The organism is Vibrio agarivorans, from assembly GCF_030409635.1.
Classification (GTDB): Bacteria; Pseudomonadota; Gammaproteobacteria; order Enterobacterales; family Vibrionaceae; genus Vibrio; species Vibrio agarivorans.
Map to the genome: position 1 here is coordinate 1,780,551 of NZ_JAUFQF010000004.1, position 12,924 is coordinate 1,793,474.

Sequence of the window (12,924 nt, forward strand, 5' to 3'; positions counted from 1 at the left end):
TGTCCAGCAGAGCACGAACATGTCACTTATTCGCCCATTCTTTCGCCTATGCTATCGACAGAACGTTTTGAGTGAGTAAACTCGAAAGAAACGCCAAGGTGGCGGCAACAAATAACAATGAAGAGATAGCCTATGTACCAGGATCTAATTAAAAGCGAATTGACCGAAGCGGCAGACGTACTCAACAAGTTCCTTAGTGACGATCACAATATTGCTCAGATTGAAGCGGCAGCAAAAATGATCGCAGACTCATTCAAGCAGGGTGGTAAGGTGCTTTCGTGTGGTAACGGTGGCTCTCACTGTGATGCAATGCACTTTGCCGAAGAGTTGACTGGACGTTACCGTGAAAACCGCCCTGGCTATGCTGGCATTGCGATTTCTGATCCTAGCCACCTATCGTGCGTGAGTAATGACTTTGGATACGACTATGTGTTCTCTCGCTACGTGGAAGCGGTAGGTTCGACAGGTGATGTTTTATTTGGTTTGTCGACATCGGGTAATTCTGGAAACATTCTAAAAGCGATCGAAGCGGCGCAAGCAAAAGGCATGAAGACGATTGCGCTAACTGGTAAAGATGGCGGTAAAATGGCAGGTGCTGCGGATATTGAAATTCGTGTTCCTCACTTTGGTTATGCTGATCGCATCCAAGAAATCCATATCAAGATCATTCACATCGTGATTCAACTGATCGAAAAGGAGATGGAAGCTTAATCAGTTTCCACTAGGTCGTCGCAAGGGTTTGAGTAAAGGAGTCAATTGAACCATGTGTGAACTGCTCGGCATGAGCGCAAATGTGCCAACAGATATCTGTTTTAGTTTTACAGGATTGATGCAACGTGGTGGCAATACTGGCCCGCACCGAGACGGGTGGGGTATCACTTTTTATGAAGGTAAAGGGTTTCGTAACTTTAAAGATCCTAACCCGAGTAGTGAGTCGAAAATTGCCGAGTTGGTACAAAACTATCCGATCAAGAGTTGCGCGGTTATCAGCCATATTCGTCAGGCTAACCGTGGCGGAGTGAACCTAGAAAATACCCATCCGTTTACCCGAGAGTTGTGGGGGCGATATTGGACATTTGCTCATAACGGGCAACTGAGTAATTTTCAAGGGTTGCAAACGGGACGCCATAGACCTGTAGGGCAAACAGACAGTGAGCTGTCATTTTGTTGGTTATTAAACAAGATGGAGCAGCAATACCCAGAGCCACCGCAGGACATGGTCGGTGTTTTTCGTTTTATCGCTCAGTGTTGTGATGAACTCAAAGAGTTGGGTGTATTTAACATGCTGCTGTCAGACGGTGAGTATGTGATGACCTATTGCACCAATCACCTTTACTGGATAACACGCCGTGCACCTTTTGGAAAGGCGACCTTGATTGATGAAGATGTCACAATCAACTTTCAAGAAGAGACGACACCAAGAGATGTGGTTTCCGTTATAGCCACACAACCACTGACCGACAATGAGCAATGGCATCGAATGAAACCGGGAGAATACGGTATTCTTCATTTTGGCGAGCTGATTGACGGCAACGCCAATCAACTTGATCATATTCCCTTCGCTGCGGCAAAACCGGGGAATCAAGCTCCGACAGAGCCGTTAGAGTGATAAGCTCAAGGCATTAAAAAAGGTAGTGAGTTCACTACCTTTTTCTTTATCTATGGGAGAGTAACAAGACTCACTATTCAGGCGCGTGACCGTGAATACCCAATTGCTTGCCATCTAAGAAGGCTTTGCCTTGACGCATCTCCAAACGGTCTTCAACAAACCACTTAGCCACCATCGGATAGATGTTGTGCTCTTGTGTTTGAACGCGTTCAGTCAATGTTGCAACGGTATCTTCTTCAAAGATAGGCACCTTTGCTTGAAGAACGACAGGCCCGCCGTCCAGTTGCTCTGTTACGAAATGTACGCTGGTACCATGCTCCTCATCGCCAGCATGGATTGCACGCTGATAAGTATTAAGACCAGGGTATTTAGGCAGTAGCGACGGGTGAATGTTGATCATGCGACCAAGGTAGTGGCGAACAAACTCGCCACTAAGAATGCGCATGTAGCCAGCCAAGATAACCAAATCTGGCTGGTATTCATCCATTTGACGCATGAGCTCTTTGTCGAATGCGTCACGAGTATCAAAATCTTCAGGGTTGAGGTGTTTGGCTGCAGCACCTGCAGATTTTGCTCTCTCTAGGGCATAAGCTGTTGCTTTGTTTGAAAAAACAGCGGTCACTTTGCCATTATCAATGTTGGTTTCACAAGCATCAATAATCGCCTGTAAGTTAGAACCATTCCCTGAAACTAAAACAACAATACTTTTCATGCCTAGTTGATCTCTACCTGCTCTTCGCCTTCTTGAGCGGTAGCAATCTCACCAATAACCCATGCATTCTCGCCTTCAGCTTTAAGAAGCTCAACAGCCGCATCCGCTTGGTCTTTTGGTAGAGCGATTACAAGGCCAACACCACAGTTGAATGTACGGTACATTTCGTGTGTGTCTACGTTGCCTTTCTCTTGTAGCCATTTAAAGATAACTGGCCATTCCCAGCTGTTGCCATCTACAACCGCTTTCGTGCCTTCAGGAAGAACACGAGGAATGTTTTCCCAGAAACCACCACCAGTGATGTGTGAGATAGCGTGAATGTCATGCTTCTCAATCATCTTAAGTGCTGATTTGATGTAAATTTTGGTTGGTTCTAGAAGGTGTTCACCGATAGTGCGGCCTTCTAGCATTTCGCCTTTATCAGCGCCAGAGACTTCTAGAATTTTACGAACTAGAGAGTAACCATTTGAGTGTGGACCGCTTGAACCGACCGCAATCAGTGCGTCACCTGCTGCAACCTTTGTGCCATCGATAACGTCAGCTTTCTCGACAACACCCACACAGAAGCCAGCAACATCGTAGTCGTCGCCTTCGTACATGCCAGGCATTTCAGCAGTTTCACCGCCGATTAGCGCACAGCCTGCTTGGATACAGCCATCAGCGATACCAGATACTACGTCTGCAGCGGTATCAACATCCAGTTTGCCCGTCGCGTAGTAATCTAGGAAGAATAGTGGCTCAGCACCTTGTACGATGAGGTCATTCACACACATTGCTACCAAGTCGATACCAATCGTGTCGTGCTTATTTAGGTCTAGAGCGAGACGAAGTTTTGTACCAACGCCATCAGTACCAGAAACCAAAACAGGCTCTTTGTATTTAGTTGGAAGTTCACAAAGGGCACCAAAGCCGCCAATACCGCCCATAACTTCAGGGCGACGAGTACGTTTTACCGCACCTTTAATACGATCAACCAATGCGTTACCCGCATCGATGTCTACACCAGCGTCTTTGTAGCTAAGAGATGTGTTATTACCACTCACGGAGAAATCCTCGGTAGTTAGTTGGATGTGAAAACGGCGCTATTCTAACAGTGCTTAAATACAAAGAGCAAACGTTTGCGCAAAGTTTTTTATATGCACGTTTGTCTCAAATATAACGCACCCACGGATGCTAATCGTCGGTAAAGAGAAGGTTAGAGATTTGATACGATGAAACGGATGAGAGAGAAAGTCGGTGTTGTTTGATTAATCTGATCAGTGCTAGGCGTTAGTGCTCTGAATTGTCGTGACAAATCATCGTTGAGATAGAAGAAGCTAATCGCATATCACTGACATGGGTTAGTTGTTGTACGTGAGCTTTACCCTGCCCATTTGTCTTTATAAGCGTTATAATCGTTGAGTTTACTGAACTAGTCGGAGAAGAAAATGAAAGTTGTTGAAGTGAAACACCCACTTGTTAAGCACAAAATTGGATTGATGCGCGAGGGTGATATCAGCACAAAGCGTTTTCGTGAGTTGGCAACAGAAGTCGGTAGCCTACTAACGTATGAAGCAACGGCAGACTTTGAAACTGAAAAAGTGACTATTGATGGCTGGAACGGCCCAGTAGAAGTCGATCAGATCAAAGGTAAAAAAGTAACGGTTGTGCCAATTCTACGCGCAGGCCTAGGTATGATGGATGGTGTCCTTGAGCATATGCCAAGTGCTCGTATCAGTGTGGTTGGTATCTACCGTGACGAAGAGACACTAGAGCCTGTACCATACTTCAACAAGCTAGCTTCTAACATCGATGAGCGTATCGCGCTTGTTGTTGACCCAATGTTAGCGACGGGTGGTTCGATGATCGCAACTATCGATCTTTTGAAAGAGAAAGGCTGTCAGCACATCAAAGTGTTGGTACTTGTTGCGGCGCCAGAAGGTATCGAAGCACTAGAAAAAGCGCACCCAGATGTTGAAATGTACACTGCTGCAATCGATGAGAAGTTAAACGACAAAGGTTACATCGTGCCTGGTCTTGGTGACGCGGGTGACAAAATCTTCGGTACTAAGTAACTCAATAATAGATACTTAAGTATGATTGAATCAAAAGGGGGAAGCAGCTGCTTCCCCCTTTTTGTTGATTAGACTGCTTAGCGTTTTAAGCTCAGCGTACCGGGTTTACGAGGCTTATTGCTTGGCGTGTTGGCCGTTTCCCCTTTCGGCTTGTAGTAAGTCTTGCCTTTGCTTGGTGCGTTACGATCAGAGCGCTTGTCATCGTCACGGCGTGAATCAGCAGGTTTACCACGACCTTTTTTCGAGTTTGGCGCGTGACGGAATTCATCGGCATTACGGCCTTTAAACGTGCGCTGCTTTTGATTGCGGCGTGCGGTTGAGTCTTGGTTCTCTTCACGGCTATCAAATAGCTTTGCATCTGTAGCTCGGCGAATACGCTTGCCTTTCGCATCTAGTTTCGATGCTTCTTCTGTGCTTGAAGAGGATTCGCACATCGCAAGGATTTGCGCGACTTCAGCTTCTGTCATATAGCGCCATTGACCGTTTGGAATGCCATCTAGGCTGATGTTCATGATTCTCACACGGCGCAGCTTAAAGACTTCGTAACCAAGGGCCTCACACATACGTCTGATTTGACGGTTCAAACCTTGCGTTAATACGATTCGGAAGGAGAATTTAGTCTCTTTAGTCACTTTACATGGCAAAGTAACGGTGTCGAGAATAGGCACACCCTTCGACATATTATCGATGAAAGCTTGTGTAATAGGCTTATCAACACGCACCACATACTCTTTCTCGTGGTTGTTTCCGGCACGAAGAATTTTGTTCACGATGTCACCATCGTTGGTGAGAAAGATCAGGCCATCAGAGGGCTTATCAAGGCGACCGATAGGGAAAATACGTTGGTTGAGTCCGACAAAATCAACGATGTTACCTGGAATATCACGCTCAGTGGTACAAGTGATGCCTGTGGGTTTGTTCAAAGCAATATAGATTGGGCGTTGTTTGCTTTTCACTGGTTTACCGTCGATACAAACATCATCACCAGGCACTACTTTGGTACCGACTTCAGGTGTTTGACCATTGATAGTGACTCGGCCTTGCTCAATCAGTTTGTCAGCTTCACGACGAGAGCAAAACCCTGTCTCACTGATGTATTTATTTAGACGCTTTGCGTTATCTTGTGACATGTTGTTGCTCCTAACGTTTCACAACGGTGGTGGTATCGATCTTTTAATATAGGAATAAAAGAGATTATTGAATCGCCTTCTTTGCTCTAATACAAACGAATAGCTATCAGAGCAAAAAATAGGCGAGGGATTCTAGCACTAGAGTGGTGGTTAGCCTAACCGTTTTTGATGACGCTCGCGGTTCTCTATCTTCTTGTCGTTACTTTTACGCAACAGCACGTAAACGGCTCCTGTTCCTCCGTGAAAACGTTGGGCACTATGAACACACTGTACGTCTTTTATCTGGGTTAACCAATGAGCGACAAAACTCTTAGTCAATGCTGGTGGATTAGAACGTTCCCCTTTCCCATGCACAATTACGACGGTGCGTATGTCCATACGAATGCACTGCTTGAGGAACTTAACCACCTCATCACGACTCTCTTTGAGCGTTTTACGATGAAGGTCAAGGCGTGCTTGAATTGGATATTTTCCTAAGCGCAGTTTGCGATAGACACCTTCTTGCACACCATCACGCTTAAACTCAATCATGTCATCGGGCTTAAGCATCGGAGCATGATCAATGGAGAGGTGTTCGGGGTCTTTGTCTGTTAACCATACTGCAGCCTCTCGTTTAGCCAGGTGTGACTCAGTCACTTCAATGCATTTTTTGTGTTCTGCTGTATCGTTATGGAGAGGTTTAACATCGCCCATCATTTGTTGAAATAGGGCTAGATCATCATCGTGATTCATGGCTGATAATCCGTATTGATTGTTGATAGCAGAATTATACGAAAAGTGATGAAGAAAGATAATAAAAACCGGATTAGATACAGGATCTAATCCGGTGCTAAGCAGAGTTCAATAGAACATGCGCGAAGCGACTTAGTGAGGAGATTCGTCGTTCAAAACCTTATAGATGAAGAAACCGCCGTAAAAGAGCATCAGGCTAAAAGCAGCGAAGATAACTATCATTGAAGAGAGTTCAACAGCGTTGCCAAACAGCAAGTCAAGCCAGAAGTTCATCGTTTCTTCCTCTAAGTAGCGAAGACAAGGCTTACGTTAACGGCTGGATAAATGAATGGTTATGATCTGGATCAATCGTTAACGGGCTGTGGCTTTTATGTTTAAAGCTATGCGCCTTAGCTCACGTTTTGATGCTTTTCTATTCGATCGGATGCCAAGGAAATAAAAAACGTAAAAATAGTGCTCTTTAGGGGTTGCACCGAAAGTTTTTCGCGGTATTATACGCCTCCATTCGGTGAGACAGATAGTTTCTCAAGCGAATGTATCTCGGTGAATAGCGCAGCTTGGTAGCGCATCTGGTTTGGGACCAGAGGGTCGGGGGTTCGAATCCCTCTTCACCGACCACCTTCAGAAAGCCCGCGTATTTACGCGGGCTTTCGCGTATCAGGAATAAAGAAAAGCGCATGCGGGACGTGGGCTGGAGCGCCAGTCCGATCGAATCCCTCTTCACCGGCCATTTTTAGAAAAGCTCGCTTTTATAGCGAGCTTTTCGCGTTTCTGAAATATGGAAAAGCAGGTTGAAGGGGAAGATCACAACGGGTGTGTTTTGGTGCTCAGGTAAGTGGGAGTACAGAATTCAGAATACAGGGTCGATGTCTCTAACATCTGTATTCTGAAATCTGTATTCTAAATACTAAAAGCTTCACTAAACTCTCCTTCAACCTTCAACCTTCAACCTTCAACCTTCAACCTTCAACCTTCAACTTACCTATTATTCCCCCCCAAACTCACACCCTGCTGCTGAACTATTGGAAATCTGTGTCACTTCAAACCCACGCGCCTCGAGTAATTCGCGTACATTCCCTTCGCCAACAAGGTGAAGGCTGCCTACGACGACAAAGTAATTGCCATCTTCGATGGTGGAGTCTTGGCCTTCAAGCGGTTGTTTTTGGTTGAGGATCTCTGCCCATGCTTGGTTGCGATCATCAATAAAGGCTTTCTCTAGTTCAGGGGACATCTCGGATATATGGGCGAAAGCTTCAAGGTTGGATTCATCTCCGGCATCCCAAGTATCAATGAGACAGCGAGTAAGCTGCTGGGTTTGATTGAACTCTTCCATAAAGGCGGTCAGCATCTCTAAGCCCTCATCGGGTTGCTTAGCGATGAGGTCAATTTGAAACTGCAGTGACTCTAAACCGTAGATTGGGGTTTGTTGTGATGTGGCCTGCTGCATAAAGTGTAAATCAACCCCTTTATCTGGTGTGTAACCGAGGCGCTGTAGTTGGCTCATTTGTAGGCTCATTGCGGCCATCCAAGGCGGGAAAGATTGCACGTCTTCAATTTGCATGCCGCTCATGCGAGCAATTCGACCTAGCCGTTCAAGCTGGCTGTCGTTGAGTTGCTCTTTCACTGTCGTGTTTGCGCTAGGGTAGCGAAGCTGTTTTGCTTCTAGTGTATTCGCTTCAACGATTAGGCCATCTGCAGCTTGCAGTCGCTGGGTGAGTTTGTCAGGCATTGGATACATTGAGTTATCTCCAACATGCACGGAGCCAACGAGGGTATAGGACAGCCCCTCCTTTTCTGCAAACCATGAAAGAGGTTCTGCTTGTGCAACGTGAGACAACAATAACAGTAGAGGGCTGAGCAATTTAGAGTAAGACATGAAAGTGAACCTTGATTGACGCTATATGCACCTAGTGTAAAGGTTCCTAGGGAAGAGTAGAGAAAAATTAACGGCAAAATTGTAAAAATCGTTCTCCCTTGCAAACAATTGACGTTTTTTCTTGTGATCGCGTTCATGATTCTTATGGCGAGGTTGGTTTCACTCGAAACTGCGCTGATGGTTTTTGTGGCTACGATATTAATTGTGCCGTGTTTTGCGTGACTTATATCTCATTTATTCCGTCAAAATAGTATTGTCGAATTTGACGTTGGATCTAATTTATTGTTTTAAAAGAAATTATATAAATTCACATTTGTGGTTTGTGAAGGGAATCAATCATTTCAGCTCTTAATTTATTTCGATAAAAAAGTTTGAGTAGATTAGAGAAAGATTCAATAAATTATAGGTTTGTAAGATGTTCAAATATTCTCTTATCACTACTGCAATGGTCACGGTATTAGCGGGTTGCTCGGCGACAAGCAATACTCAACAAGATGCGATTCAACAAGAAGCGGTCGATGCGTTAGCCACCCATCTCGATATCCAATATCAAGTGCTGACAAATCACGGTGCGGATGATGGTCTCGCTTGCCAAGACTTAGGTGCTGAATGGGCGTCTTGTAATCAGGTCAATATGACATTGACAAATCAAGGCTCAGCAATAGATTCAAGCGATTGGGCGATCTATTTTCACAGTATTCGATTGATTCTTGATGTCGGTAATGACCAGTTTAAAGTGACACGAGTGACGGGCGATCTGCATAAACTCGAGCCAACGGATAAGTTTGATGGTTTTGGTGAAAATGAAGAAGTTGTCATCCCGTTGATTGGCGAATATTGGCAGTTGTTTGAAACAGACTTCATGCCGGGTGCTTTTGTTGCAGCGCCGAATGCTGAGCCTAGATTGATTGCCGCGCTAAACACGGAAGACGTTGCATCATTTGTTTCAGGTTTAGAGGGCGATAACTTAAAGCGCACACCGGGTGATAACAATGTGTTTGCCAATGCGCTGTCACGCTTTGATAAAAACAGTGACTTAACCCAACAGGATGTATCGACGTCGCTATTGCCAACCCCGACCTCAGTAGTAGCAGGTGAAGGTAAGCTTGATATTAGCTCTGGACTGGCACTGCCAGAGGGTGTGTTCGATGAGCTGCAAATCGGCGCTTTGACAGAACGTGCTCAGTTGTTGGGCGTTAACCTTAGCGGGGGTCAAGCAGTTTCCATTGAATTGTCTACTGAACTGCCAACGGAGTATGCAAAATCTGGCGGCTATCAGCTTTCAATTAGTCACCAAGGTATCGAGGTAGTGGCTTTTGACAAAGCAGGTGCTTTCTATGCAATGCAGTCTGTGTTTGGTTTGGTGGATATAGAAAACCCAAGCCAGTTGCCTAACGTGCGCATTCATGATGCCCCACGTTTTGAGTATCGCGGTGTCATGATCGATGTCGCGCGTAACTTTCACTCGAAGCCAGTTGTTTTAGCCACTATTGATCAGATGGCGGCCTACAAGATGAACAAACTGCACCTGCACCTTACCGATGATGAAGGCTGGCGTTTAGAAATTCCAGGCTTACCCGAGCTAACTGATGTAGGGGCAAATCGCTGTTTTGATTTAGAGGAGCAGCGCTGTTTATTACCACAACTAGGGTCGGGTTCAACCTCGGATAATTTTGGTAGTGGCTACTTCACTACGCAAGATTATGTTGAGATTTTGACTTACGCGAAGGCGCGTCATATCGAAGTGATCCCTGAAATTGATATGCCAGCACACGCACGTGCTGCGGTCGTTTCTATGGAAGCGCGTTATGATCGACTCATGGCGGAGGGCAAAGCAGAGCAAGCAAATGAATACCGTTTAATGGATCCGCAAGACACCTCCAACGTAACAACGGTTCAGTTCTATGACAAACAAAGCTTCATAAACCCATGTATGGCTTCTTCGACTCGTTTCGTTGACAAGGTGATTTCGGAAGTCGCAGCGATGCACGTGAAAGCGGGTATGCCTCTGTCGACATGGCATTTTGGAGGGGATGAAGCGAAGAACATTAAACTCGCAGCAGGTTTCCAAGATATCAATGCACAAGAAAAGGTGGCATGGAAAGGGAATATCGATTTGTCACAGCAAGACAAACCGTTTGCTCAGTCTCCACAGTGTCAGGCATTACTCCAAGACGGTATTGTCAGTGACTTTGGCCATTTACCAAGCTACTTTGCTCAAGAAGTCTCTAAGCTCGTTGCGGAGAAAGGCATACCAAACTTCCAAGCGTGGCAAGATGGTCTGAAATACAGTGAAGGTGTTGACGCTTTTGCAACGGAAAATACACGAGTTAACTTCTGGGATGTGCTTTATTGGGGTGGAACATCGTCAGTGTATGAGTGGTCAGAAAAGGGCTATGACGTGATAGTGTCAAATCCAGACTACGTGTATATGGATATGCCATATGAGGCGGATCCAAAAGAGCGAGGCTACTATTGGGCAACTCGTGCAACGGACACGCGTAAGATGTTTGGGTTTGCGCCAGAGAATATGCCACAAAACGCCGAGACGTCATTGGATAGAGATGGCAACGGATTTACCGGTAAAGGTGAAATCGAAGCTGCGCCTTTCTATGGCTTATCTGCTCAGTTGTGGTCTGAAACCGTGCGGAACGATGAGCAGTATGAGTACATGGTATTCCCACGTGTTTTAGCAGCTGCAGAGCGTGCATGGCATCGAGCTGAGTGGGAAAACGACTACCAAGTAGGCGTTGAGTATTCACAGCAGTCAGATTTAGTGAACAAGAGTGCTTTGAATGATGATTACAACCGTTTTGCCAATGTTGTTGGTCAACGTGAGTTAGCCAAACTCGAAAAAGCGGGGATTGACTACCGTCTGCCTGTTCCGGGAGCAAAGGTGGAGAATAACCAACTGCATATGAATGTTCAGTTCCCAGGGGTGGCTTTACAATACTCGACAGATGGCCAAACGTGGAATAATTACGATGCAGAGCAAAAACCGACGGTAGAAGGAGAGATCTTTATTCGCTCTATCTCCGCGACAGGCTCCAAGGTAAGCCGTGTAACATCGGTTAACTAGCATTCAATTTTCAATTACCTAGCCCAGTATCACGCTGGGCTTTCGTCATTATGTGATTCAACGGCTTAGTGATCCATTTCTCATTTTTTGCCCTTTAATATTTTACATCTAAAAAAAACTTATCAAATCGGCTTGATGCGGGTCACGAAATCAAGTGTTTTGCGCTTAAAAAACACTCAAAAAGAGAAATGCTAATATTAACACCTATGAAAGATTCATTATTAAATGTCTGTTTTTAAATGGTTTACTGTTTTTTCACTTTTCATGAGGTGATTTAGATCACTAAAATCGATCGATTATTTTTCAACGCAAATTAATTGTTGCAGTATCCATCCCAGCAGCAAGGAAGCGCAGTCCACAGTGTTGATGCTTATCTCATGATGAACCCCGAAGCACGGCACAAAATAAAAAACGAAAAGGCAGTAACAATGAAAAAAGTATTAGCAGTAAGCGCACTTTCTTTAGCATTTGCATCAAGCGCATTCGCATCTTCTTACGTAACAGGCAACCTTCAGTTCCATACTGATGGCTTACATGGCTCTGACATCACCTCTACGCTAGAAGCTGGCCATACATTCACAAATCAACTTGGTGGTTTGACGGTTTACACTGAGTTTGATGGAATTCAACTTGGTGAATTAGAAGTAGAATCTACTGCGACGCAGCGCGGCTCTATGGACAATGTTTATTGGACTATCGGTGGTGAGCAGGCGTTTGCTATTAACGATAACCTTTGGGTTGCAGCAGGCTACCAACACCTACTTTACCAAGGCGAGACTCTACAATACCGCCCATTAGTGAAGATCGGCTACAACTTCGATAACGGTATCTCTATCAGCAACCGTACTCGTGCTCACATCAATGAAGATAGCAAGTTAGACAACGATTACCGTATGGATAACCGCATTGCTTACACAGTGAATGAAGAGCTTACTCTAAGCTACAACAACGTTTACGTATTTGCTGGTAACGAGTCAGAAGAGTATACAGGTGTATTCAAGAAGCAAGATTCAATGGATCACGAGCTTCGTGCAACATGGACTCGTAATGGCGTACAACCTTATTTTGAGTACCGCAGCCAAGCAAACGGCGTGAAAATTGAAGGTTCTAAGATTGATAACCACGCATTTGTATTTGGTGCATCATACGGCTTCTAAGCCACACTCAGTTTTGTTCAAAAGTCCTTAACGAAAAATGCCGAGCTTGTTAGCTCGGCATTTATTTTACAAGGGAAGTACTATTTGCAAACGCAGTCTTCTTTGCAAGGAAACGTTTTCAGAGAATAAGCTTATTGGTTTCCCTCGTAGCGATTAAATTCAGCGACTTGACCTTTCTCGTTGAATACATAAACCACATACTCATGCTTGGTGTCGCCATACTCCATACCCGGTGAGCCGAGAGGCATACCCGGTACTGCCAGTCCTTTTGCACCGGCGGGTGGATTAGCAAGAAATGTTTCGATGTCTTGTGCGGGAATATGCCCTTCAAATATATAGCCATCAATCTCGGCCGTATGACAAGAGGCAAGCTCTTGGGTAATGCCCAGTGACTGTTTGATACCAAGCATGTTGTCATGCAGCTTTTCTTCAACGTTAAAGCCGTTTTCCTCCATGTGCTCACTCCAGCCACCGCAGCAACCGCAATGGGGAGATTTATGGTTAATAACGTTGTTTGCCAACGCCGAAGCCGAGAATAGAGCCAAAGAGGCTAAAGCCAGTTTTGTCATTGTGTT

The 12,924-nt window shown here is 45.2% G+C and carries 12 protein-coding genes and 1 tRNA gene; 6 read left to right on the plus strand and 7 right to left on the minus strand.

Annotation, left to right across the window (positions count from 1 at the left end; translation table 11 throughout):
• The first annotated feature begins 132 nt into the window (after positions 1–132).
• Both lpcA and QWZ05_RS16665 read left to right on the plus strand, forming a co-directional pair.
• The gene (lpcA, locus tag QWZ05_RS16660) at positions 133–711 is read left to right on the plus strand and encodes a D-sedoheptulose 7-phosphate isomerase (protein ID WP_264878155.1); all 579 of its coding nucleotides are present in this window, start codon (positions 133–135) and stop codon (positions 709–711) included.
• A 52-nt stretch (positions 712–763) separates the two neighbouring features.
• Complete coding sequence (locus QWZ05_RS16665) at positions 764–1,609, plus strand: class II glutamine amidotransferase (protein ID WP_264878156.1); 846 nt, start codon at positions 764–766, stop codon at positions 1,607–1,609.
• A gap of 73 nt (positions 1,610–1,682) precedes the next feature.
• Here the strand turns inward: QWZ05_RS16665 and purN are convergent, their stop codons facing one another.
• Positions 1,683–2,321: a phosphoribosylglycinamide formyltransferase gene (gene purN / locus QWZ05_RS16670; protein WP_264878157.1), complete on the minus strand. Its 639-nt coding sequence runs from the start codon at positions 2,319–2,321 to the stop codon at positions 1,683–1,685.
• Between the two features lie 2 nt (positions 2,322–2,323).
• Entirely contained in the window at positions 2,324–3,364 is a 1,041-nt protein-coding gene (purM, locus tag QWZ05_RS16675; protein ID WP_264878158.1) for a phosphoribosylformylglycinamidine cyclo-ligase, read from the minus strand.
• A 384-nt stretch (positions 3,365–3,748) separates the two neighbouring features.
• Between purM and upp the strand changes: the two genes are divergently transcribed.
• Positions 3,749–4,375, plus strand: a complete 627-nt coding sequence (gene upp, locus QWZ05_RS16680; protein ID WP_264878159.1) for a uracil phosphoribosyltransferase — start codon at positions 3,749–3,751, stop codon at positions 4,373–4,375.
• Positions 4,376–4,452: 77 nt separating this feature from the next.
• Here the strand turns inward: upp and rluF are convergent, their stop codons facing one another.
• From rluF to QWZ05_RS16695, 3 genes are all read right to left on the minus strand, one after another.
• Complete coding sequence (rluF, locus tag QWZ05_RS16685; RefSeq protein WP_290299552.1) at positions 4,453–5,505, minus strand: 23S rRNA pseudouridine(2604) synthase RluF; 1,053 nt, start codon at positions 5,503–5,505, stop codon at positions 4,453–4,455.
• A 150-nt stretch (positions 5,506–5,655) separates the two neighbouring features.
• The gene (smrA, locus tag QWZ05_RS16690) at positions 5,656–6,237 is read right to left on the minus strand and encodes a DNA endonuclease SmrA (RefSeq protein WP_290299554.1); all 582 of its coding nucleotides are present in this window, start codon (positions 6,235–6,237) and stop codon (positions 5,656–5,658) included.
• A gap of 132 nt (positions 6,238–6,369) precedes the next feature.
• Positions 6,370–6,510, minus strand: a complete 141-nt coding sequence (locus QWZ05_RS16695) for a DUF3149 domain-containing protein (RefSeq protein WP_264878162.1) — start codon at positions 6,508–6,510, stop codon at positions 6,370–6,372.
• Positions 6,511–6,778: 268 nt separating this feature from the next.
• On the opposite strand from QWZ05_RS16695, the gene QWZ05_RS16700 reads away from it, so the two are divergent.
• Positions 6,779–6,855: transfer RNA gene (locus tag QWZ05_RS16700), tRNA-Pro, on the plus strand.
• Positions 6,856–7,222: 367 nt separating this feature from the next.
• Here QWZ05_RS16700 and QWZ05_RS16705 read toward each other — a convergent pair.
• Positions 7,223–8,113 carry a TraB/GumN family protein gene (locus QWZ05_RS16705; protein WP_290299556.1) on the minus strand — a complete coding sequence of 297 codons (891 nt, stop codon included), beginning with the start codon at positions 8,111–8,113 and terminating at the stop codon, positions 7,223–7,225.
• A 415-nt stretch (positions 8,114–8,528) separates the two neighbouring features.
• Here QWZ05_RS16705 and QWZ05_RS16710 point away from each other — a divergent pair, with 415 nt between their 5' ends.
• Entirely contained in the window at positions 8,529–11,192 is a 2,664-nt protein-coding gene (locus QWZ05_RS16710) for a beta-N-acetylhexosaminidase (RefSeq protein ID WP_290299559.1), read from the plus strand.
• A gap of 428 nt (positions 11,193–11,620) precedes the next feature.
• A complete protein-coding gene (locus tag QWZ05_RS16715) occupies positions 11,621–12,349 on the plus strand; it encodes an oligogalacturonate-specific porin KdgM family protein (protein WP_290299561.1) in 729 nt (242 codons plus the stop codon).
• A gap of 131 nt (positions 12,350–12,480) precedes the next feature.
• Here QWZ05_RS16715 and QWZ05_RS16720 read toward each other — a convergent pair whose 3' ends face one another.
• Positions 12,481–12,918, minus strand: coding sequence for a DUF411 domain-containing protein (locus QWZ05_RS16720; protein WP_264878166.1), 438 nt, complete (start codon positions 12,916–12,918; stop codon positions 12,481–12,483).
• Positions 12,919–12,924: the final 6 nt, after the last annotated feature.